Below are 22,010 nucleotides of genomic sequence, written 5' to 3' on the forward strand. Positions count from 1 at the left end.
ATTCGACCCGAACATCGAAACCGCCTGGACGATTCCCTCTTCCTGGTACACCGACCCGGAATTCCTGCGGCGGGAATACAGGGACATTTTCCGCAGGACGTGGCAGCTCGTGGGACGGGCGGACCAGGTGGCCCGCGTCGGAGACTACTTCACGGTGGACGTGGCGGGCGAGCCGGTGGTCATCGCCCGCGGTGCCGACGACGTGGTCCGCGCGTTCTTCAACGTGTGCAAGCACCGGGCCGGCCCCGTGGCCCTCGAGCAGGGCAACCGGCGGACCTTCGTCTGTTACTACCACGGGTGGACCTACAACCTGGACGGCTCGCTGCGCCAAGCGCCGGAATTCGAAGAAGTGCAGGCCCTGGACCGCTGCGCCATGGCGCTCGAACCGGTACGCGTCAGCCAGTGGGGCCCCCTGCTGTTCGTCAACCTGGACGGGACCGCGCCGCCCCTGGAGGCCTTCCTGGGCGATATCGGCAAGCGGGCGGCCGCCCACAACATCGGCGAGATGAAATGGGCCCGGCGCCGGGACTACGAGATGGACTGCAACTGGAAGGTGTACGTGGACAACTACCTGGAAGGCTATCACCTGCCGGTCGTGCATCCCGGGCTGTACCGCGAGATCGACTACGACGCCTACCGGGTGGAGCCCTTCCGCTACTACTCCATCCAGCACGCGCCGATCCTCGGTCCGGAGAAGAAGGGGTACAAGGGACCGCGCCGCTACCTGCCGACGGAGCAGGACCAGGACGACACGCAGTACTACTGGGTCTTCCCGACGCTCATGCTCAACATCTACCTGGGCCAGATGCAGACCAACCTGGTGGTGCCTCTGGGCCACGACCGCTGCCTGACCATCTTCGAATGGTACCTGTCGCCCGACATGGAACAGGACATAGACAACCTGGCCGACTTCGGCGACGAGATCCAGGAAGAGGACATCTTCATCTGCGAGCACGTGCAGCGCGGGCTGCAGTCCGCGTCCTACAACCAGGGCCGGTTCTCCGTCAAGCGGGAGAACGGCGTGCACCACTTCCATTCGCTGATGAACGAGTACATGAACGGCGCGGAAGCAGAATGACCGCGCGCCCGCGCAGCGCAACACCGTTCCCGCCTGAGGCACGCGGCCAGGCCGGCACAGGTCGGCGGACCTGGAAACTGCCAGGCCGGAAGCCGCGCCCCTACCTCGCGTTCCGCCGCCGCAGCCACTCCACGGTCAACAGGAACACCACGGCGAAGACGATGAGGAATACGGCCACGGCCAGGATGGCGGGGCTGATTTCCTCGCGGATGCCCGACCACATCTGGCGCGGTATCGTGCGCTGTTCGATCCCGCCCATGAAGAGCACCACGACGACTTCGTCGAAGGACGCGGCGAAGGCGAAGATCGCACCGGAGACGACCCCCGGCGCGATCAGGGGCAGTTGGACACGCCGGAAGATCCTCACGGGGCCCGCGCCGAGGCTGGCGGCGGCCCGCGACAGGTTCGTGTCGTACCCGGCCAGCGTGGCCGTTACCGTGATCACGACGAAAGGCGTTCCGAGGGCGGCGTGAGCGAGGATCAATCCGAGGTGGGTCTGGGCCAGGCCCAGGTTCGAGTAGAAGAAGAACATGCCCGCGGCTGAAATGATCACGGGCGTGACCATAGGTGATATCAGCAGCCCCGTGACGAAACGGCGCGCCGGCATGGCCGCGTTCGCCAGGCCCAGGGCGGCGAGTGTGCCCAGTACGGTCGCGAGGACTGTGGCGGAGACCCCGATGACCAGGCTGTTGGCCAATGCCCGCGACCACTCCTCGTCCTCGACGATCTGCCGGTACCACCTGAGCGACCAGGCGTCGGCGTCCAGGCGGAGCATGCCCTCGGTGAAGGTAAAATAGGGTTCGGCGTTAAAGCTCAGTGGTACGATCACCAGGATCGGCGCGATCAGGAAGGCGAAGACGAGTGCGCAGAACCCCAGATACGCGATGCGCCAGAATCCTTGTTCAGCGGTCATCGTCATCAGCCCAGCCTCATCCGCTCGATGCCCACGAGCCGGTCATAAAGCACGTACAACCCTGCCACGCACACCAGCAGGATGCCGCCCAGCGCTGCCGCGAGACTCCAGTTCAGCGACGACTGCATGTGGAAGGCGATCATGTTGGAGATAAACTGCCCCGTGCTGCCGCCCACCAGGGCCGGCGTGATGTAGTATCCGATGGCGAGGATGAAAACGAGCAGGGAACCTGCGCCCACGCCGGGCAGCGTCTGGGGCCAGTACACCCGCCAGAACGACTGCCAGGGGGACGCGCCCAACGATTCCGCCGCACTCGTCTGCACCCGCGGAATGGCGCTCATGACCGAGTAGAGCGGCAGCACCATGAAGGGCAGCAGCACGTGGGTCATGGCCACGAAGGTGCCGGTCATGTTGTAGATCATGGCGATCCGGCCGTCGTCGCCGATGAGCCCGAGGTAGACGAGCATATCGTTGAGGACGCCCTGGTTCTGCAGGAGTACGATCCACGATGTCGTGCGCACGAGCAGCGAAGTCCAGAAGGGCACGAGGACCAGGATGAGGAGCAGGTAGGCGCGCCTGGGCGGGGCGTGGGCGATCAGACGCGCGACGGGGTAGCCGATGACCAGGCAGAGGGCGGTCACTCCCAGGCTCACGAGTAGGGTCCGCCAGAATAGGGTGAGGTAGATCCGCCGGTCCTCCGGCTGGGGGACGATGGATCCGTCGGAATCGCGTTGCAGATCGACCGCGTTCAGGTAGTGGCGTGAAGTATACCGCGCACCGGCCTCGCGCAGCGCGCGCCAGGTTCCGGTCTCTCCCCAGGCCGCGTGGATGCCGGTCATGGCTTCCCGCCACGGACCCTCATCGACGTTCCGGAGCCTCCTGGCACTGCGCGTGAACACGCTTCGCAGTCCGGACTGAACCCGGTTGATCCGGGTGGCGACCTGGCCAAGCGTTCGATCCTCGCGGGCTTTCAGGAGTTCCCCGGCCAGCGCTTCGTACACGGATTCTTCCGGTAGTTCACGCCCATTCCAGTTGCGCAGCCTTTCAAGGGTCTCGGGCAATGCGTCAGAAACCACGGGGTCGTAGACGCTGCGGACGAGCATGTTGGCGAGCGGCGCCAGGAAGGTCACGCCGATGAAGAGCAGCAGGGGCAGCACGAGGAGCGCGGCGCGCAACCTGGGGCCGGGCCTGAGGCGCCCGGTATTATCCTTCCGGTCCCGGTTCATGGAGGAATCCCGATCTCCGGCGCGGCGGCAGGACGGACGAGCTGCGCTCCGCGACCTGCCCGCACGCCCTGCGTTGACACGCCCGAATCCTTGTCAGCCCTTCGCGCTCACCTCGCCAGCCACGTGCTGAATCGTTCGTTCATCTCTTCCCCGTTGTCGGTCCACCATTCCCAGTCGTTGCGCAGCGCCCCGCCCCCGTTTTCCGGACTCGTGGGCATATGGGGATTCATGTCCACTCCGGTCTCGGCGTGGGTCGTGATCCTTTGCATCGCCGAGCGGCGCGTCGGACTGTAGGCGATGTAACGGGTGACGCCGACCATGGACTGCGTCGAAGTGGCGAAACGGACGAACTTCTTCGCGGCTTCGAGATTGCCCGTGCCCTCGACGATGCCGAAACCGCCCGTATCCAGGATCTGGCCGTCCCAGACGATCACGAAGGGCTGGTCCTCCAGGACCTGCGCGTTGAAGATGCGGCCGTTGTAGGCCGTGGTCATCACGACCTCGCCGTCGGCCAGCATCTGCGGCGGCTGGGCGCCGGCCTCCCACCACACGACGTGTTCCTTGATGGTATCCAGCTTCCGGAACGCGCGGGCTATGCCTTCCTCCGAATCCAGCGTGGCATATACGTCGTCCATCGGCACGCCGTCGGCCATGAGGGCGAATTCCAGGTTGGCCTGGGGCGAGCGGCGCATGCCCCTGCGTCCCGGGAACTTCGCCAGGTCGAAGAAATCGGCGATCACGGCTGGCTTCCTGCTCCCGATGCGTTCGTCGTTATACGCGAATACCGTCGAGTAGAAGAGGTAGTTCGCGCCGCATTCGGAAATACTGCCGTCGACGAAATCTACTTCCGCGGATACACCGCCGGGTCCCGGAGCCACATCCTCGTCCACATCGATCGGGACGAGGAGTCCTTCGTCGCATCCCCGCGCGAGGTCGGCAAGCTCCATGTCGACGACGTCCCAGTACACGTTGCCGACGTCCACCTGGGCGCGGATCTGCGCCAGCCCGCCGTTGTAGTCCTCGATGATCACATCTATGCCTGTTTCGTCTTCGAACCGTTCGATGAATCCCTTCACGCAGGCCCGGGCGTACGAACCGCCCCAGCTGACGAGCGTAAGCGACTGTTCCTGTGCGGCTGTACGTCCGCCGGGCAAGAAGACCAGCGCGACTGTGGCCGAAACCAGTAAGCATTTTATGAGAAACGCCCAATTCATGAAATTTCCCCTTCGTGGTCGGGATCGAGCACCCGGCAGTCGGTGGGCGTCCACCCGATGCGGATCCGGTCGCCTGTCAGCAGCGCGCCGTGGCCGACGATATTGGGTATCTTGATGACGAAGTCCGATGTGCCGCACACCGAAACACGAATGCGGAGGTAATCACCCAGGAAGGTGATGTCCTCGATCAGGGCTTCCAGCTCGTTGGTGTAGAGGCCGGGTTCCGGCGTGACGGCCACGCGCTCGGGACGTATGGAAAGAGTGGTGGCGTCGCCGGGCCGGCATGGCGCGATGCGGATCGCCCGGATGGTCTCGCCGCCCGTCTCTACCTCGCAGATATCCCCGTCCATGCCGGCCACCCTGCCGTGCAGGCGGTTGTTCTCCCCGATGAACCTGGCCACGAAGGAGCTCCGCGGTTCCTCGTAGAGCGTCTCGGGATCGGCGACCTGCTCGATCATACCGCCGCGGAGCACGGCGATGCGGTCGGACATGACCATGGCCTCCTGCTGGTCGTGGGTGACGTACACGACGGTGACGCCCAGGGTCTTGTGAATGCGGCGGATCTCGTACTGCATTTCCTCGCGGAGACGGCGGTCGAGCGCGCCGAGCGGTTCATCCATGAGTACCAGTTCCGGATCGAAGACCAGCGCCCGGGCGATTGCCACGCGCTGCTGCTGTCCCCCGGAAAGCTGGCCTGGACGCCGGTTCTCGTACCCGTCGAGCCGAACCAGGCGCAGGACCCGTTCCACCCGTTCCCGGCACGTGTCGCGGTCCATGCCGCGGACTTCGAGGGGGAAGGCCAGGTTGGCGCCTACCGTCATATGGGGGAAGAGGGCGTAGTTCTGGAAGACCATGCCGATGCCGCGCCTGCGGGGCGGCAGGGTATGGATGGACCGGCCGTCGACCCGTATCTCGCCCGACGTGGTCGACTCGAAACCGGCCAGCATCATCAGGCAGGTGGTTTTGCCCGAACCGGAAGGTCCCAGGAGGGTCAGGAACTCTCCCTTGCGGATGTCCAGGTCCACGTCGTTGACCACCGTGGACTTCCCGTCGTAGCTCTTGCTGACCTTTCGGTATTCGACGTAGGGCTGGCCGGAGCCGTCCATCTGAACACGCTCCTGTCGAGGGTTAACCGTTCCAGCACGAGAGGGAAACCTTAACCTCCGCCGCCATGCCTGTCAATCGTTTTCCTTTTTATGGAAAGACCGGGCATGTACCTTACAGAAGACATGCACGGAAGTATGCGAAAGCAGGATTTCGCGCGCCTGAAAACGTCACGTTGAACATGCGCGCGGATGCCATCCGAAATCATTCACTCCGAATCGGCCGACCGCCAGGAGAAAGACCGGCAACCCAATGGAACTTTATATTATCCGCCACGCGGAATCCGAGAACAATGCCCGGCCACAGGAAGAGCGCACCGAGGATCCCACCCTGTCCCCGCTCGGATACCGGCAGGCGGAATACCTCGTGAACCGCATACGCCACGCACGCCCCACCCGCATCTTCGTAAGCCCCTTCCTCCGCACCCTGGAAACCATCGCCCCCCACATACGCGAGACGGGGCAGCCCGTGGAAGCGTGGATCGACCTCCACGAACAGGGCGGGGTCCAGGCCGGCGTCGGCAACGCGAACTACGAGGGACGGCCCGGCATGAACCGCTCGGAGATCGAGCAGGGATTCCCGGGGGTCCGGCTGGGCGACGAGTTCGACGAGGAGGGATGGTGGAAAAGCCGGCCCTGGGAGGACTTCGAATCCGCCCAGAAACGGGCCGAGGGGGTTGCCTGCAGGATCCACGACGAGTTCGGCCACACCGGCGAACGCGTGGTGCTGATCAGCCACGGCGCGTTCATGCGGTTTCTCGTGGGCGTGATCCTGGGCACCCCGGGCATGGGGCACGACCGGATCGACTGGTTCGCCAATACCTCGGTGACGCGTTTCATCATCACGCCCACCTATACCCACCTGGCGCTGATGAACTGCACGCGCCACCTGCCCGAGGCGTGGATCACCGGGACGGACAGCCGCCCCTTTCATACCGGCGAATACGTGGAGGAGGACGGCGACCGGCCCCGTTGTGCCTGGACGTTGAAAGACCCGCTGCTGGCCGCCTATCATGACGACGAATACGGGTTTCCCCTGGCCAGGGACGACGATTTCTTCGAGCGGCTTGTACTGGAGATCAACCAGGCGGGGCTGAGCTGGCTGACCGTGCTGAAGAAGCGGAAGGCGCTGCGGGAGGCTTTCGACGGGTTCGATGTGGACCGCGTCGCGGCCTATGGCGAAAAGGACCGCGCGCGGCTGCTCGCGGACCCCGGCATAATCCGAAACCGGCTCAAGATCGACGCGGCCATCCACAATGCGCGTGTATTCCAGGAGATCAGGCGGTCGCACGGCTCCTTCAAGGCGTGGCTGGATGACCAGCCCTGCGTGTCACTGGACGACTGGGTCACGGTGTTCAGAAAGACCTTCCGGTTCATGGGCCCCGAGATCGTCGGCGAGTTTCTCATGAGCACCGGCTATCTTCCGGTCCGCCACGACCCGGAGTGTTTTCTCGCCCGGGAAGAGCACCGGGTCGGTTAGTACCGCGTCGGGCGAAGTAATCCGGCCGGGGACCGGTTAGTGCGGCGTCGGGCGAAGTAATCCGGCCGGGGACCGGAATACGGGTACCGGAATACGGCGTGGCGAGAACCGGAGGCCGACCGGAGGCCGGCGTTACGGATCAGGCCTCGCCATCGTCGCCTTTGAGCAGATTGCGCTCCTTGAGTTCCGACTCCAGCTTGTCCAGGCAGGACCTGAACTCGTTCCACGCATCGGGCGAGACGGTAATGCCCTTCCTGCTGGGCAGGAAATCGCCTTCGTTTTCGTAGTAGATTCGAATATCGGCGTAATCGTTTCCCCGGAAAGACGTGATGGTGAAACGGAACTCCTCCTGGCTGTTCTTCTGAAAGCTGGCTACGACCTGGCTGTCCTCGGCCATGTAATTACCTCGCAGGGCAGGGGATGGGCGTGAATGAGACACCATGGATTCGCCATGATAACGCCGGATCCCGCGCGCGTGTCAAGGAATTTTGGCCTTGTTTCCCAGCCGGTCGAATCATACAATAATGCACGCGGAAGGCGATCCGGCGGACCGTTTTCCGCTTCATTTTGACGGCCGGGCAGGCACCTGTGTCGAATCACCGGGCGCGTGGCCGGCTGTGGTTCGTTTCGACTTACATTCGTACTACGCGCAGGGGGTTGTTGATGGACTGGCGGGATGTATATGCAGATCGCATGGAACTCATCGGCGATACCGCGGTCATTGAGCTGCTCAAGCTGGCGGAACGGCCGGATGTCCTTTCCTTTGCAGGCGGTTTGCCGGACGCCGCCACGTTCCCCATGGACGCGATGAAGGAAGTCGCCGTCCAGGTCTTTGAAACGCACGGCAGCATGTCGCTGCAATACGGTCCCACGGCGGGTTACACGGCCTTGAGGGAGTGGATCGCCGACCGCATGGGGCCGGTCGAAGGCGTGACCGCCACCGTGGACGACATTATCGTCACCACGGGCGGGATCGAGGCCATGGATCTCATCGCCAAGACGCTGCTCGACCCCGGCGATATCGTCATCGTGGAAGCCCCCACCTACCTGACCGCGTTCTCGGTCTTCCGTTGTTACGACGTGGATTTCGTCGCGGTGGATATCGATGACGACGGGATGCGCGTGGACCTCCTTGCAGCGCAGTTGAAGGAACTGGAACGCCAGGGCAGACGCGCCAAGCTGATTTACACCATGCCGGCCTTTCAGAATCCGGGCGGCGTCACCATGCCCCTGGAACGGCGGCGCAGGCTGGTCGAACTCGCCGACCGATACAATATCCCCATCCTGGAAGACCACGCTTACGCGGAACTGTACTTCGACCATGCGCCGCCGCCTTCGCTCAAGGCGCTGAATCCCGACGGCGTCCTGTTCGTCAGTACTTTCTCCAAGATTTTCGGACCGGGTATCCGCCTCGGCTGGATCGCCGCGCCGCCGCCCGTCATCGCCCAGTTGTGCCAGGCGAAGCTCGGCAGCGACCAGTGTTCCAGCACGCTCGGGCAGCGCATCGTCTACGAATATGGCCGCCAGGGACTGATGGATTCCCAGATCGTACTGTCCAGGGCGCTTTACCAGGCCAAGCGTAACGTCACCCTGGAGGCGCTGGCGGAGCACGCTCCGCCCGGCATGACCTGGACCCGGCCGGACGGAGGATTCTACGTGTGGCTGACCGCGCCCGAAGGGATCGACTCTTCGGCGATGCTGGCCTGGGCCGTGGAACACGAGAAAGTGGCTTACGTGGCCGGCCCCTCGTTCTATACCGACGGCCGGGGCACGAACCAGTTCCGGCTGTGCTACAGCTTTCTCGACCAGTCGCTCATAGGAGAAGGCGTCTCCCGGGTATGCCGCTCGGTCTCGCACCACATCGAGCGGCGCCATCGCGACCGCATCGGGGTATAAGACGCGGCGTTTCCGGGAATGCCGGGATCGCCGATCATCCCATCCGCAAAGGACATCCTGGAGAGTACATCGTGGAGCAAAACATGTTCCGGCTCACCGAAGAACATGAACATCGGTTCCGGGAAGACGGCTACCTGATGGTGGAAGGCCTGTACGACGCGGAGGAAATGGAACTCCTGCTCAACGTGGGGCGTTCCGACGGGGAGAAGGCCGCCCTCGTCCGTGCCGCCGAGGATACGGAGGGCCGCGAGAGCAAGCTGTGGCTGACCTCGGATACGGACCGCGAGGACATCTACAACGCCATATGCCACGGCCGGCGCATGGTCGATACCCTGGAAGGGCTCATGGGTGACGAAGTCTACCTGTACCATTACAAGATGATGGTCAAGGAACCCCGCGTCGGCGGAGCGTGGGAGTGGCACCAGGATTACGGTTACTGGTATCACAACCAGGCGCTGTATCCAGACATGGCCAGCTGCTACATCGCGGTGGACCGGGCCCACAGGGGGAACGGGTGTCTCCAGGTCATCCGGGGTTCGCACCGCCTGGGCAGAATCGAACACGGCCGGTACGGCACGCAGGTCGGAGCCGACCCGAAGCGGGTGGAGCTCGCGCTGGAACACCTGGATCACGTGTACTGCGAAATGTCCCCCGGCACCGCGCTGTTCTTCCATGCGAACGTGCTGCACCGTTCGGACCCGAACGAGAGCGACGACCCGAGATGGAGCCTCATCTGTTGCTACAACACCCGCCACAATCCCTGCCAGGATCGTCCCGGCCACCCGTCTTACCGCCCCCTGGAAAAGTGGGACGACGGCCTGGTCAAGAAGGTGGGGCGCAGGCAGTGGGCGGACCTCGTCGACGCGGCCAAGCCAGACGCGGTCTGATCCTCCGGATAGACGGGCGCGGGCGCGGCATGGATGCAGGGATCGAACAGGAAAGCCAAGCCTCCGGGGGTCCGGCAACGCCTTCGTTCCGTAATGCCTGAGAAAGATTCCTTCGATTTGTAGTTGCAATTGCATGAAGACTGAAATATAAATGTATAAGGCGCATGGCAGACTTTGCGGCAAACAAACGGTTCCAGCCTACATAAATCATACTTCATCCTTTAATTCATTCTTTTTTCCAACATGTCCCGCGATGCGGGAATCCACATGAAAGGAACAAGATCATGACCCGATTCACATCCTATCTGCTGGTCTGTTTCATCGGGGTTTTCGGCCTGTCCGGTTGCGGCGGCGGCGAAACCGAAGAGGCGGCCACGGAAGAAATGGCCATGGAAGAGATGGCAGCGGAAGTTGCCATGATCAACGTCGAGATCTCCAGTATCAGCGAGGAATACGCCAACATCAACACGAACGCCACGAGCGATCAGTTGATGGAAGCCGGCTTCGCCTCGGATGGCTGGATTTCGATCACCCATAACGAACAGACCATGGTCATGCCGATGGTCGCGGACTACGGCGACGTGGCGGAAGGCGCCTGGCTCGCACGGATCGACGAGGAGTCCGGCACGCTCCAGATCGCCGTCAACGGCGGAAACGCAGCGACCGACCTCGGTGCCGCGGTGGGCGACATGCTGCATGTAATGGCCGCCGAGGCGCCGGATATGGGCGAAGGCGAGATGGGTGAAGGCGAAATGGGCGAAGGCGAAGGTGAGATGGGCGAAGGCGAAATGGATGAAGGCGAAATGGGCGAAGAGGGTATGGAAGAAGGCGGCTCGGGAGAGTCCATGGGCGGAGAGGAAGCCACCACGCAGCCTGCCCAATAAGATCTAAGGCGGCGGGTGCATAAGCAACATGCCCACGCGCCCCAACATTCTCTGGTACTGCACGGATCAGCAGCGTTTCGACACCATCGGCGCGCTCGGCAATCCCCACGTGAGCACGCCGGCGCTCGACGGACTGGTACGGGAAGGCGTCGCTTTCACGCGGGCTTACAGCCAGAGCCCGATCTGCACGCCCAGCCGATCGAGCTTCATGACCGGCATGTACCCCGGGCGGATTCACAACTGCCGCAACGGCAACGGATCGTTCGTGAATCCGCCTCCCCTGATCTCCAAACTGCTGGCGGACAGCGGATACGACTGCGGCCTGGCGGGCAAGTTCCACCTCCAGAGCGCGGGCCGACGCACAGAGCCGCGCATGGACGACGGCTACCGGTACTGGCGCTTCAGCCACGCGCCGAGGGACGACTGGCCGGAGGGTCACGACTACGGCGACTGGGTGCGCGAACGGGGCGGCGACCTGGACGCCCTGCGTTTCAGCGGGGACCGGGTGCCGCCGGAACTGCACCAGACGACCTGGATCACCGAGTGCGCCCTCGAGTTCATCAACCAGCCCCGGGACGGTGACGCGCCCTGGATGCTGACGCTCAATCCCTACAGTCCCCACGAGCCGCTGATCCCGCCCCGCGTCTACGCGGACCTGTTCGATCCCGCCGATATGCCCGGCCCCCATTTCCGGGAAAGCGACCTGGCCTGGCAGGCGGAACTCAGAGACGTGTTCTTCCAGTCCGAATCGCGGCACCCCGACAGCTTCGACGGCAAGAAGCAGCAGGCGCTCTACTATGCCATGATCCGGCAGATCGACGATCAGTTTGCCCGGATCCTGCGCGAACTCGAGCGCACCGGACAGCGGGACGACACCGTGATCATCTTCACAAGTGACCACGGCGAATGCCTGGGCGACCACGGCCTGCTGTGGAAGGGATGCCGGTTCTACGAAGGCCTCGTGCGTGTGCCCCTGATCTTCTCCCATCCGGGACATATGCGGGCGGATCTCAGGAGCGACGCGCTCGTCGAACTCGTCGACATGTCGGCGACGATGCTGGACCTGGGCGGCGTGGATCTGCCGGAGGCCTTCCAGGGCCGCAGCCTGCTGCCCATCCTGACGGGCGAAGCGGATCCTGGCCATCACCGAGATTTCGTACGGTCAGAGTACTACGACGCCGTCCACGCCGAACCGCTGAGTTACGCCACCATGTACCGGGACGAGCGGTTCAAGCTGGTGGTGTACCACACCCACGGCAAGGGCGAGTTGTACGACCTGGACGAAGATCCCTGGGAATTCGAGAACCTGTGGGACGATTCCGACTGGCTGGAAGTGAAGCAGCGGTTGGTCGAGGCGGCCTTCAACGCCACCATGGTCCAGGACGTCGACCTGGGCGGCGCCCTGATCGCGGGAACGTGATCGTGGCGTGTGGTATGAGGGACCTGATTGTGTCGCGCGGATTTCGGCGAACAGATGACGCAATCGGATTGCGTTGAGTAGACAGAGGAAACGGAACAAAGGTCTCGGAGGACACCGGATGATCGTTGATCGAGCCCGATTGGAGGAGACGGAGGAACGAACGCTCGCGCCGTACGCCGTGATGAGCAGCGCGTGCCGGGGACGCATGCACCCCGAGGAGGAGGCGCCCTGGCGGACGCCCTTCCAGCGGGACCGCGACCGCATCGTCCACTCCAAGGCCTTCCGCAGGCTGGAGTATAAGACGCAAGTCTTCGTTTACCACGAGGGCGACCATTACCGGACGCGGCTCACGCACACCATGGAAACGGCCGGCATATCGGAGACGATCGCGCGGAACCTGGGCGCCAATCTCGATCTTGCGGCCGCCATCGCCCTGGCCCACGACCTCGGGCATCCCCCCTTCGGGCACTGTGGAGAAGAAGCCCTCGACGGGCTGATGCAGGAACACGGAGGATTCCAGCACAACCAGCAGAGCCTCCGGGTCATCGATCTGCTCGAATGGCGTTATCCTTCCTTTCCCGGCCTCAACCTGACGTGGGAAACACGGGAAGGAATCGCCAAGCACAACGCACCGCACGGGTTCGACCTGGACGAATTCAAGCCCGGCCAGTATGCCTCCGTGGAGGCCCAGATCGCCAATCTCGCCGACGAGATCGCCTACAACTCCCACGACCTGGACGACGGGGTTAGCGCGGGCATCCTGAATCTCGATCAGCTTACCGACCTGGACATATGGGACGGGGCCATACAGGAGGAAGTGGACAGGGTCCGGCACCTCGACCCCACGCGGAAGCGGTACCGAATCATACGGGCGCTGATCAACCAGCAGATCACCGACGTCGTGCAGACGACCCACGAAAACCTCGAACGCCACGGCGTGAAGTCACCCGACGAAGTGCGCAGGCTGGACTTTCCCGTGGTGGACTACAGTCCTTCGATGACCGAAAAGAACGACCAGCTCCGCGCCTTCCTGACAGAAAACTTCTACCGGCACTATCGCCTGATCCGCATGTCCCGCAAAGCGACCCGGTTCATCGAAAGCCTCTTCAACGAATACCTTGCTGATCCGCGGCAGTTGCCCCCCACCGACCTTCGACGCGACGAGGACGCGCCCCTCGAACGAACGGTATGCGACTACATCGCGGGGATGACCGACCGCTATGCCCTGCGGGAATACGAGCGGCTGTTCGATCCCTACGAGCGGGTTTGAGGCGTGGATACAGGCGCCCGGATACCCGGCGCACCGGGCCGTGGCCAGCCGTTTGCTGGCGCCTCGAACGCGTCTCGACGGCCTGATTTTACTTGATCTTTCCCTACAAATCCGTATTATACACGCGGTGGTGACAGCGAGCTGGGCAGTTGCTCTGCGTCATTCCCATTGGGGGGTCGTTCAAGGGTAGGACACATGGCTCTGGACCATGGAATCGGGGTTCGAATCCCTGCCCCCCAGTTTACCGTTACGTCTCGATGGCAGGGCACTGTTTGACGTGACCGCGGTCTCGGCTGCGACGGCGCATCCCCAAAACTTGACAGGGGATCGTGTCTGGGGTATATTAACGGGGCAACATGGCGGTATCGTCTAGTGGTTAGGACGGGTGGTTCTCAGCCATCAAACCGGGGTTCGATTCCCCGTACCGCTATTCTCGCCCTTCCGTCTGTTTTCCAACAATAACCATATGCAACTCGCAGCAGGTCGCCTACCGCGGCCTGAACTGCGCGGCCAGCTTCTCCGCCCAGGCCCTGTTCGCATCGATCGTACGGCCCGCGTTGTGCGGCGTATGCACCACGTTATGGCGCCCGAGGAACGGGTCGTCCAGGGTCAGGGGCTCCTCGTCCCATACGTCCGCCGCCAGGCTCAGTTCGTCGGCCAGTACCCGGCGACGGACCGCCGCCATGTCGCAGATCCCGGCCCTGGTCACGAGTACCACCAGGCAACCCCGCGGCAACGCGTCGATATGCTCCGCCTCGACCAGACCCTGCGTGGATTCCGTGAGTGGCATCATAGGCGCGAATATCTCCGCGTCCGAGACCAGTTGATCCAGGTGATAGACGCGCCGCGACCCGGCCCGGTGGAAGCTCGGCTCGGGAGCGAAGGGGTCCCACGCCGCCACGTCGGCGCCCAGCATCGACGCGAAGCTGGCGTAACGGCTGCCGATGTTGCCCGCGCCCACGATACGCACCCGCTTGCCGCACAGCGTACCGTTGGAGAAGGCGGGATCGTCGCCGAACTGCTGGCCTCGGGCACCGGGCCGGCCCCGGCCTTCCGGCGGCTCATAGTCCCAGGGCGCCTGGCTTTGGATGATTTCCCGGTGCAGCTGCGGGATACGCCTCAGTCCGCACAGCGTCAGGGCCAGGCCGAATTCCGCCACGGTCTGCGACCAGAACCCCTCGCTCGGATGGTCGTAGACGGCGACACCGCGCCCGGCAAGGTACGCGTCACAACCTTCGCCTAACCACCGGCCGCAGGCTCCCTGGAAAGTGGCTTCCCGTAACGCGCTGAACCGCTTCAGGCAATTGAGCGTCACCGACATACCAAGCGTAACAAGCCGCGTCACCCGTCCCGGTTCCTCGACAACTTCACCCAGGGGACGCTCGTCCCCGTGTGCCAGGCGAATGAACTCCGCGCCGGGCCACAGGATTCGGAAGTGGTTGGCGGCAAAGGGCCAGACCCCGTCGAAATCCGGATGAACGACGATCAGATCTCGCATGTCGCAAACCTCCGGTTGGTAAGCTGGAAAGTCGCCCGTCGCCGGCGGGCATAAAGGAATTTTCGCTGCAAGACACCCAGGTAACCATGAGGGCCGACCAGGTTATCTTATGTAGCACACTGGTAAAAAAAGAAAAGACTCGAGAACACGTAGATGTTTCGCGACTAAACCCTTTGAGGCGGCATTCATCAAGGCGGCCCTGGTCTGAGGACGACCAGGATTGTAATCCTTGAACAAATTAAAACGGAGGGTTAAATTGAATAAACCGCAAGTAATAGATCACTCCGATGACATCGATCAAAGGATATCGGCCCTGGAGTCAGACATGGACGCGATCAAAACGAACTACGAGGGCCTGGTCGGCACGTTGCAGAGATCATTTGCCAAGGTCGCCGAAGATATGCAGGGTATCCGGGATTTGATCGCAAAGGTGATCGCACATACCAATGAAAGATTCAAGTCCATGGATGGCAAGATACAGTCCATGGATGGCAAGATACAATCCATTGATGACAGGATACAGTCCTCTCAGGACACGTTGCTGGGGAGGATACATTCCTTGAATGACACGATGCATGGCAGTATACAATCCACACGTGATGACTTGCAAAAGAGCTCCAGGGATGACCTGCGAGATTTCCGCAGAGAAATCAAAGAGGATCTAAGAGAAATCAAAGAGGATGTGAGGGATAGCGTCAACGGATTAAGGTGGACCGTTGGAATTATCGTCGCACTTGCCGTTGCTATATTAAAACTGCTGCCGTAAGCAGTTACACGAACACCGGCGCGGATTCTGCTGGTCAGGACCGGGTTTGCCTGTTCAATTCGGATTCCGTCCGTTCCCTTCGATCAGACTTGATATGATGCGTGGCTTCTGCTTTCTTGCGGGAAGATGGTTCGCTGCTATCCTGCTTCCCATCCTGCTGTCCGGCTTTACCTCGGCACAGTCTATTGAACAGATGCAATCCGACCACCTGCTGAAAGTCGACCTGCTCTACGTGGGCGCCCATCCCGACGATGAGAGCGGGGTCACGGCCACCTTCGCCCGCGAGGTTCTTGACGGCGGCGCCAGGGCGGGCATCGTGCTCATCACGCGGGGCGAGGGCGGCGGCAATGCCATCGGCCGGGAACTCGGGCCTTCGCTGGGCATACTCCGGGAGGCCGAGATCCGCCGATCCGCGGCCGAGTACGGGGTGGACCTGGTCTACTTCCTGAACAAGACCGATTTCTTCTACACGCTGAGTGACAAGGCCACGTACGACGTGTGGGGCTACGAGGACACGCTGGGCAAGATCGTGCGGCTGGTCCGGCTGCTCCGGCCGGACGTCATCGTGACCATGTGGCCCGGCCCGGGCACCCACGGCCATCACCAGGTGGCGGCCCGGCTCGCCACGGAGGCCTTCACCGCCGCGGCGGACCCCGAACAGTTTCCGGACCAGATCGACGACGAATATCTGCGTACGTGGCAGCCGGTGAAACTTTACTACAATGCCCGACGGCTTGGTGCCATTTTCATTCCTACGGGCGACATCTCGCCCAGCAGGTTTCTCAGCTACGCGGAGATCAAGTCCCTGGCCTTGCGCAACTTCAGGTCGCAGGGTTTCGACCGAAGGGCCACGGTTCCGCCGCGCAGTGCCGGGGCGGAGCCGTTCCTGCTGGTCAAGACCCTCGTGCCGCCTTCGCCGAAAGGCCTCAAGACCCTCCTGGGGGGCCGGGAAGGTCCGCGCGACACCGGAATCGTGCTGGGGCCACCGCCTTCGACGGAACCGCTGTCCATCGGCATGGTGCCCCGTTCTGACATCGTCCGGTACCGTCGCTGGGCCGAAGATCACCAGGTATCGTGGGTCGCGGACCTGTTGCCCTCCGCGCTGTCTATCGGTTCGGGCATGACCGGTACCCTGGAGGCCGAGGTAAGCAGCCGGAGGCAGCCGGTCACGGCTGGCCGGGTGACGCTTGATCTGCCGGATGGGTGGGCGGATGGTCCACTGGAGGCGAAGTACGAGGTATCGGGAAGAGACCGGGCGACCGTTCCATTTACTGTCCATGTACCGAGTCACGTTGAGCAAGGAAGTTACCCGGTGCGGCTGTCGACCTCCTCGGGAGGGCTGATCATAGCAGGCAGCGGGATGATCGACGTGTTGCCGGTCATGGATATCGTCCAGGCGGCAAGTCCTCCCAAGATAGACGGCGACCTTTCCGACTGGGACGGAATCGAAACCCACGCCGTTTCTTCGGACCACATCTGGTCGGGTTCCGTGCCGGGCGGCGATGCTGACTGCAGCGCGGAGTTCCGGGTTGCCTACGACCAGGCGAACCTGTACGTGGCCGTGGATGTGCGGGACGACGTGGTGGTCTGCAATATCCCTCCGGACGACATCAAGGGCCACTGGCGTTCGGACGCCGTGGAGGTCTGCGTCGATCCATCCGGCCGGAGCGACAACACGCTGACGGTATTCAAGGCGGGCATCTTTCCGGGCACCACGGCGGGCCGCGAGCCCCGGGCCGCCCGGGACGCCGACGCCCGGCAAGGTGTGATCGAGGAGACCGCGCCGGGTATGCGGGTGGCGTCCAGGTTTACCGGCCGCGGCTATATTATCGAGACCGCCATTCCCTGGTCCGACATGCCCGGCGACGCCGCGCCTTCGGCGGGAGAGACCATCGGCTTCAACCTGGTCATCTACGACGGGGACGAAGCCGACGCCGGTCCGGGCGCCAATATCGGCAAGGCCCGCCTGGCCTGGTCCTACCGTCCTTCCGCCCAGGCCCTGCCCTACTACTATGGCCGGGCCGTTGTCCGATAATCCCGGTTTCGATAGGATAGTCCCGGTAACGTTGGAGCCCTCCGGACCGTCTGGTCCAATCACCAGACCCGATAGATCTGAGAACCGGCTGACGGAAAACGCTTCGCCCGGTCCCGGCGAAGCCGCGAACCGAAAGGAATCGAATGTGAACCGCGAAGACGCGCTGGAACTGCTGCATGAGCATACGAAGACGGACAGCCTGCGCAAACATGCCCTGGGCGTGGAGGCGGCCATGCGGTACTACGCCCGGAAGTACGGCGAGGACGAGGAGAAATGGGGCATCGTGGGCCTGTTGCACGATTTCGACTACGAAGCAACCCCCGACCCGAAGGACCACCCTATGCGCGGAGCGGCGATCCTGGAGGAGAAGGGATATCCCGAGGACGTCGTCTACGCCATCAAGTCCCACGCCACCTACCTCGGTCTCGAACGCCGCAGCCTGATGGACAAGACGCTCTTCGCCGTCGACGAACTCGTGGGATTCATCACCGCCGTCGCCCTCGTGCGGCCCTCGGGGAGCATACACGAGGTGAAAGTCCGATCCGTTCGGAAGAAAATGAAAGCGGTGGCCTTTGCCCGCGCCGTATCCCGGGAAGACATCGCAGAAGGCGCCGAAAGCCTTGATCTCGACCTGGCCGATCATATCGCCCATGTCATCGAGGCCATGCAGAGCGAGGCGGAGGCGCTGGGCCTGGCCGGGTCCTAGAAGTCTCCAGGGCGTTCTCCCCGTCCCGACTACCAACAGTTCGACTCCTCAAGTCTCCTCACGTACGAGAAATCGGTTTCGATTTCGACTCTTACTATGTAGCTGCGTTCCGGCTGCCCGCAGAATCGGGTGTACGTACGTATGGAAGTAACCGGGACAGCCTTGAGATAACAGCCGCATGGACAATCTACAGAGGAGATATCAATGCCGACGCCGACCATGCAGGATGTCATAAGGACGGTAGAAATCTACAGCCGAGAGATGTCGTCCAAGATCGTCCAGATGGACAGGAAGGTCAACCAGATGGACGGGAAGATCGTCCAGATGGACAGGAAGGTCAACCAGATGGACGGGAAGATCAATCAGATGGACAAGAAGATCGTCCAGATGGACGGGAAGATCAATCAGATGGACAAGAAGATCGTCCAGATGGACGGGAAGATCAATCAGATGGACAAGAAGATCGTCCAGATGGACGGGAAGATCAACCAGATGGACGGGAAGATCGTCCAGATGGACGGGAAGATCGTCCAGATGGACAAGAAGATCGTCCAGATGGACAAGAAGATCGTCCAGATGGACGGGAAGATCGATCATTACCATAAATGCACGGATGAACGGCTCTGTCGGTTGGAGACGGACATGGCGGGATTGAAAAACGACGTGACGGAAATCAAAGAGATCCTGCTGAACGGACGGCCTCGATGAATCTTCCTCCGGACACGATGCCCTGAGGGGATTCAGCTGTCGGATCGAACGCGTCAAGTCCTGCCGTGACCCGCGCATATAGCCCCAAATCCATTGACCCGCGGTGATTCCGGTGTAGATTGTAATAGCTGTATATTAACCTATCTACCTGCGAGATCATGTGGTAGCGCTTGGCCGAGCCTGGCCGAGCCGATCAAGCCTGGTCGCGCCCGATCACGTCTGGAATCGCCGGTCATGCATGCTAAGAAAGGAACCATAGCAAAAGCCCGGAAGGAATGGGAGAAGAACACGCTCGAACCGGCACTGGAACGGCTGCCCGAACGCCGCAACCGGTTCGAGACCGGCTCCGGTATTCCCGTGAAAAGGCTGTACACGCCCGAGGATACGGCGGACATCGATCCGCAGGCCGACATCGGGACCCCGGGGCGGTACCCCTTTACCCGGGGAATCCGCCCGACCATGTACCGGGGCCGGCTCTGGACGATGCGGCAATACGCCGGATTCGGTTCGGCCGAAGAGACCAATACCCGCTACCGGTACCTGTTGTCCCAGGGACAGACCGGGCTTTCCGTGGCCTTCGACCTGCCCACTCAGATCGGCTACGATTCCGACCATGCCATGGTGGCCGGCGAGGTGGGCCGCACGGGTGTGGCGATCTCCACCATCGACGATATGCGGACCCTGTTCGACGAAATCCCCCAGGAGACCGTCAGCACTTCGCTTACCATCAACGCCACGGCCACGGTGCTCGTGGCGCTCTACGCGGCCGTGGCCGAGGAGCGCGGCATCCCGCTGGAACGGCTCGCGGGCACGGTCCAGAACGACATTCTGAAGGAATACATCGCCAGGGGCACCTTCATCTACCCGCCGGGTCCGTCTCTGCGCCTGGCCACCGATCTGATCCGATTCTGCGCCGGCAGCATGCCGAAGTGGAACCCCATCAGCATCAGCGGGTACCACATCCGGGAAGCGGGCGCCACCGCCGTACAGGAGGTCGCCTTCACCCTCGCCAACGGGCTGGGATACGTGAAGGCGGTCATGGACGCGGGCGTCGACGTCGACGCCTTCGCGCCGCAGCTTTCTTTCTTTTTCAACGCCCATAACCAGTTCTTCGAGGAGGTGGCCAAGTTCCGCGCGGCCCGGCGGCTCTGGGCCCGGCTCATACGGGAGCGGGCAGGGGCGGAGAATCCGCGTTCCTGGCAACTCAGATTCCATACCCAGACCGGCGGATCCACGCTGACCGCGCAGCAGCCGGAGAACAACGTCGTCCGGGTGGCGCTCCAGGCCTTGGCGGCGGTATGCGGCGGCACGCAGTCCCTCCATACCAACAGCCTCGACGAAGCGCTTGCCCTGCCGTCCGAGTCGGCGGCAACTCTCGCCCTGAGGACCCAGCAGATCATCGCCCACGAGACCGGGGTGGCCGACACGGTAGATCCCTTTGCCGGATCCTACTTCGTGGAAGCGCTGACCGGCGAGATCGAAAGGGAGGCCATGGCCTACCTGGAGCGCATCGATGAGTTCGGCGGCGCCCTGGGCGCCATCGAGGCGGGCTATCCCCAGGAGGAGATCAGCCGCAGCGCATATGCCTGCCAGATGGCCGTCGAACGGGAAGAACAGATCATCGTCGGGGTAAACAACTTCACCGACGCCGAGGAGCGGGGCCCGGCGCCTTTTCCCATCGATCCCGCGATCGAAACCCGCCAGGTCGAAAGGGTTCGCGCGTTCAGGCGGGCGCGGGACGGGCAGACTGTGGCCCGGACGCTTCAGGCACTGGAATCCGCCGCCCGCACCGAAGACAACCTGATGCCGCTGATCATCGATGCCGTGCGCAATCGGGCGACGCTGGGCGAGATCTGCGATACGCTCCGCGGCGTCTTCGGAGAATACCGGAGACCCGAGCGTTTCTGAAGTATCAACCGTAGCCGTCCCATCGCCAGCCACTCATAGGCCACTTGTATCGCTGGCTACTTACAAGGAGATACCGTATTCCATGTCGGGAGAACCTCCGCGCAGGACCGCACGGACCGTACGGACCGCACGGATCGCGCACATCGGTATCGCGGTGCGGGACCTGGACGAAGCGCTGCGTATTTATCATGACGCCCTCGGGTTGCCCTTGCACGGCCGGGAAACGGTGAAAAGCGACCGTGTCACCGTGGCTTTCCTACCCATAGGCGATACCCAGGTGGAACTCCTGGAGGCGACGGACCCGGAGAGCCCGGTGGCCCGTTTCATCGAGAAGCGCGGCGAGGGCGTTCATCACGTAGCCTTCGAGGTCGACGACGTGGAAGAGGCGCTGGGGATCCTGCGCGATCGTGGATACCGGCTGATCGACGAGACACCGCGCACGGGGGCCGGCGGCGCGCGGGTCGCCTTCGTCCACCCCCGGAGCACAAACGGGGTGCTGATCGAACTCTGCGAGAAAGGCTCGGGCCGTCATTAGACGCGGACGGTCACCAGAACGGTTCCGACCATCATGAGAAAGGCCCGGACCGGCATAGATAGCGAGACCCGCGCGTGCCAAGCCGGGACGGTCGCTGAGCGCCGTCTCGACCGTTCATTGCCGGCAACCTGTAAAATATGACGAAATCGTCACTTTACGGTCATCTGGAACGCAGTAAACAACCATAAGTTTTTCTTGACAATCAGGACTGCTGCGTTTATTTAGATAGAATCGAAACAAATGGAAACCGCGACCCTTGGAATCCTGCATTTCCCTGCCTGGCCGCTGATAGATCGAATTCGTTGCCGCACAGGGCTGGACAAGGTGGTTTCGTCGGTCGTACTCTGCGGTGAATGATGAACGAAAATGCCCGGTAGCGCCCGCACGCTGGATCCCGTCTCGCCCGCGTATGATTCGTATCACGTCATTTCGGCAGTTCCTCGGCTACCTTGTCGCGGTGGCGATGGTTGTGACCGGCGTGCT

The 22,010-nt window shown here is 62.6% G+C and carries 19 protein-coding genes, 2 tRNA genes and 1 pseudogene; 16 read left to right on the forward strand and 6 right to left on the reverse strand.

The features are described 5' to 3' along the window. Nucleotides 1–1,078: aromatic ring-hydroxylating dioxygenase subunit alpha (locus OXG98_09360; GenBank protein ID MCY3772215.1), on the forward strand; the 1,078-nt coding region annotated here is incomplete at its 5' end. 100 nt (nt 1,079–1,178) lie between these two features. Here OXG98_09360 and OXG98_09365 read toward each other — a convergent pair. The 4 genes from OXG98_09365 to OXG98_09380 all read right to left on the reverse strand — a co-directional run bounded on the left by OXG98_09365 (nt 1,179) and on the right by OXG98_09380 (nt 5,537). Further along, entirely contained in the window at nt 1,179–1,997 is an 819-nt protein-coding gene (locus OXG98_09365; GenBank protein MCY3772216.1) for an ABC transporter permease, read from the reverse strand. Then, nucleotides 1,997–3,217 (reverse strand): ABC transporter permease, encoded by a 1,221-nt coding sequence (locus tag OXG98_09370; GenBank protein MCY3772217.1) that lies wholly within the window; start codon nt 3,215–3,217, stop codon nt 1,997–1,999. The genes OXG98_09365 and OXG98_09370 overlap by 1 nt, the downstream gene beginning before the upstream one ends. Before the next feature lie 107 nt (nt 3,218–3,324). Beyond that, nucleotides 3,325–4,431 carry an ABC transporter substrate-binding protein gene (locus tag OXG98_09375; GenBank protein ID MCY3772218.1) on the reverse strand — a complete coding sequence of 369 codons (1,107 nt, stop codon included), beginning with the start codon at nt 4,429–4,431 and terminating at the stop codon, nt 3,325–3,327. Then, the gene (locus OXG98_09380; protein MCY3772219.1) at nt 4,428–5,537 is read right to left on the reverse strand and encodes an ABC transporter ATP-binding protein; all 1,110 of its coding nucleotides are present in this window, start codon (nt 5,535–5,537) and stop codon (nt 4,428–4,430) included. The genes OXG98_09375 and OXG98_09380 overlap by 4 nt, the downstream gene beginning before the upstream one ends. 250 nt (nt 5,538–5,787) lie before the next feature. On the opposite strand from OXG98_09380, the pseudogene OXG98_09385 reads away from it, so the two are divergent. Together OXG98_09385 and OXG98_09390 are read left to right on the forward strand one after the other, a co-directional pair. After that, nucleotides 5,788–6,402 (forward strand): annotated as a pseudogene (locus OXG98_09385) (histidine phosphatase family protein). Nucleotides 6,403–6,405: 3 nt separating this feature from the next. Further along, complete coding sequence (locus tag OXG98_09390) at nt 6,406–7,014, forward strand: DNA-3-methyladenine glycosylase I (protein ID MCY3772220.1); 609 nt, start codon at nt 6,406–6,408, stop codon at nt 7,012–7,014. Between the two features lie 139 nt (nt 7,015–7,153). Here the strand turns inward: OXG98_09390 and OXG98_09395 are convergent, their stop codons facing one another. Then, nucleotides 7,154–7,411, reverse strand: a complete 258-nt coding sequence (locus OXG98_09395; GenBank protein MCY3772221.1) for a transcriptional coactivator p15/PC4 family protein — start codon at nt 7,409–7,411, stop codon at nt 7,154–7,156. Nucleotides 7,412–7,677: 266 nt separating this feature from the next. Here OXG98_09395 and OXG98_09400 point away from each other — a divergent pair, with 266 nt between their 5' ends. From OXG98_09400 to OXG98_09430, 7 genes are all read left to right on the forward strand, one after another. Then, entirely contained in the window at nt 7,678–8,910 is a 1,233-nt protein-coding gene (locus OXG98_09400) for a PLP-dependent aminotransferase family protein (protein MCY3772222.1), read from the forward strand. A gap of 71 nt (nt 8,911–8,981) precedes the next feature. Next, on the forward strand, nt 8,982–9,797 hold the full coding sequence (locus OXG98_09405; GenBank protein MCY3772223.1) for a phytanoyl-CoA dioxygenase family protein: 816 nt from the start codon (nt 8,982–8,984) through the stop codon (nt 9,795–9,797). Between the two features lie 284 nt (nt 9,798–10,081). Beyond that, a complete protein-coding gene (locus tag OXG98_09410; protein MCY3772224.1) occupies nt 10,082–10,681 on the forward strand; it encodes an SAM-dependent chlorinase/fluorinase in 600 nt (199 codons plus the stop codon). Between the two features lie 28 nt (nt 10,682–10,709). Then, nucleotides 10,710–12,101: a sulfatase-like hydrolase/transferase gene (locus OXG98_09415; GenBank protein ID MCY3772225.1), complete on the forward strand. Its 1,392-nt coding sequence runs from the start codon at nt 10,710–10,712 to the stop codon at nt 12,099–12,101. 118 nt (nt 12,102–12,219) lie between these two features. Then, entirely contained in the window at nt 12,220–13,371 is a 1,152-nt protein-coding gene (locus OXG98_09420) for a deoxyguanosinetriphosphate triphosphohydrolase (GenBank protein MCY3772226.1), read from the forward strand. Nucleotides 13,372–13,540: 169 nt separating this feature from the next. Continuing rightward, a tRNA-Gln gene (locus tag OXG98_09425) sits at nt 13,541–13,611 on the forward strand. A gap of 118 nt (nt 13,612–13,729) precedes the next feature. Further along, nucleotides 13,730–13,801, forward strand: a tRNA-Glu gene (locus OXG98_09430). 57 nt (nt 13,802–13,858) lie between these two features. On the opposite strand, the gene OXG98_09435 is transcribed toward OXG98_09430, so the two are convergent. After that, entirely contained in the window at nt 13,859–14,869 is a 1,011-nt protein-coding gene (locus OXG98_09435) for a hydroxyacid dehydrogenase (GenBank protein ID MCY3772227.1), read from the reverse strand. 325 nt (nt 14,870–15,194) lie between these two features. Between OXG98_09435 and OXG98_09440 the strand changes: the two genes are divergently transcribed. From OXG98_09440 to mce, 6 genes are all read left to right on the forward strand, one after another. Further along, nucleotides 15,195–15,635, forward strand: coding sequence for a hypothetical protein (locus tag OXG98_09440; GenBank protein MCY3772228.1), 441 nt, complete (start codon nt 15,195–15,197; stop codon nt 15,633–15,635). Between the two features lie 94 nt (nt 15,636–15,729). Then, on the forward strand, nt 15,730–17,670 hold the full coding sequence (locus tag OXG98_09445) for a PIG-L family deacetylase (protein MCY3772229.1): 1,941 nt from the start codon (nt 15,730–15,732) through the stop codon (nt 17,668–17,670). Nucleotides 17,671–17,815: 145 nt separating this feature from the next. Beyond that, entirely contained in the window at nt 17,816–18,376 is a 561-nt protein-coding gene (locus tag OXG98_09450) for an HDIG domain-containing protein (protein ID MCY3772230.1), read from the forward strand. 204 nt (nt 18,377–18,580) lie between these two features. Then, nucleotides 18,581–19,084 carry a hypothetical protein gene (locus tag OXG98_09455; GenBank protein MCY3772231.1) on the forward strand — a complete coding sequence of 168 codons (504 nt, stop codon included), beginning with the start codon at nt 18,581–18,583 and terminating at the stop codon, nt 19,082–19,084. A gap of 234 nt (nt 19,085–19,318) precedes the next feature. Further along, complete coding sequence (locus OXG98_09460) at nt 19,319–20,992, forward strand: methylmalonyl-CoA mutase family protein (GenBank protein MCY3772232.1); 1,674 nt, start codon at nt 19,319–19,321, stop codon at nt 20,990–20,992. A gap of 82 nt (nt 20,993–21,074) precedes the next feature. Beyond that, entirely contained in the window at nt 21,075–21,527 is a 453-nt protein-coding gene (gene mce, locus OXG98_09465; protein ID MCY3772233.1) for a methylmalonyl-CoA epimerase, read from the forward strand. Nucleotides 21,528–22,010 lie beyond the last annotated feature (483 nt).

The organism is Gemmatimonadota bacterium, from assembly GCA_026706345.1.
Classification (GTDB): Bacteria; JAAXHH01; JAAXHH01; order JAAXHH01; family JAAXHH01; genus JAAXHH01.

Bases quoted from the DNA above. Each gene is read 5' to 3' on its own strand.
- OXG98_09420 (MCY3772226.1), top strand. From the start codon at position 12,220: ATGATCGTTGATCGAGCCCGATTGGAGGAGACGGAGGAACGAACGCTC.
- OXG98_09445 (MCY3772229.1), top strand. From the start codon at position 15,730: ATGATGCGTGGCTTCTGCTTTCTTGCGGGAAGATGGTTCGCTGCTATC.
- OXG98_09370 (MCY3772217.1), bottom strand. From the start codon at position 3,217: ATGAACCGGGACCGGAAGGATAATACCGGGCGCCTCAGGCCCGGCCCC.
- OXG98_09460 (MCY3772232.1), top strand. From the start codon at position 19,319: ATGCATGCTAAGAAAGGAACCATAGCAAAAGCCCGGAAGGAATGGGAG.
- OXG98_09375 (MCY3772218.1), bottom strand. From the start codon at position 4,431: ATGAATTGGGCGTTTCTCATAAAATGCTTACTGGTTTCGGCCACAGTC.
- mce (MCY3772233.1), top strand. From the start codon at position 21,075: ATGTCGGGAGAACCTCCGCGCAGGACCGCACGGACCGTACGGACCGCA.
- OXG98_09415 (MCY3772225.1), top strand. From the start codon at position 10,710: ATGCCCACGCGCCCCAACATTCTCTGGTACTGCACGGATCAGCAGCGT.
- OXG98_09455 (MCY3772231.1), top strand. From the start codon at position 18,581: ATGCCGACGCCGACCATGCAGGATGTCATAAGGACGGTAGAAATCTAC.
- OXG98_09395 (MCY3772221.1), bottom strand. From the start codon at position 7,411: ATGGCCGAGGACAGCCAGGTCGTAGCCAGCTTTCAGAAGAACAGCCAG.
- OXG98_09400 (MCY3772222.1), top strand. From the start codon at position 7,678: ATGGACTGGCGGGATGTATATGCAGATCGCATGGAACTCATCGGCGAT.
- OXG98_09390 (MCY3772220.1), top strand. From the start codon at position 6,406: ATGAACTGCACGCGCCACCTGCCCGAGGCGTGGATCACCGGGACGGAC.
- OXG98_09365 (MCY3772216.1), bottom strand. From the start codon at position 1,997: ATGACGATGACCGCTGAACAAGGATTCTGGCGCATCGCGTATCTGGGG.
- OXG98_09435 (MCY3772227.1), bottom strand. From the start codon at position 14,869: ATGCGAGATCTGATCGTCGTTCATCCGGATTTCGACGGGGTCTGGCCC.
- OXG98_09440 (MCY3772228.1), top strand. From the start codon at position 15,195: ATGGACGCGATCAAAACGAACTACGAGGGCCTGGTCGGCACGTTGCAG.
- OXG98_09410 (MCY3772224.1), top strand. From the start codon at position 10,082: ATGACCCGATTCACATCCTATCTGCTGGTCTGTTTCATCGGGGTTTTC.
- OXG98_09380 (MCY3772219.1), bottom strand. From the start codon at position 5,537: ATGGACGGCTCCGGCCAGCCCTACGTCGAATACCGAAAGGTCAGCAAG.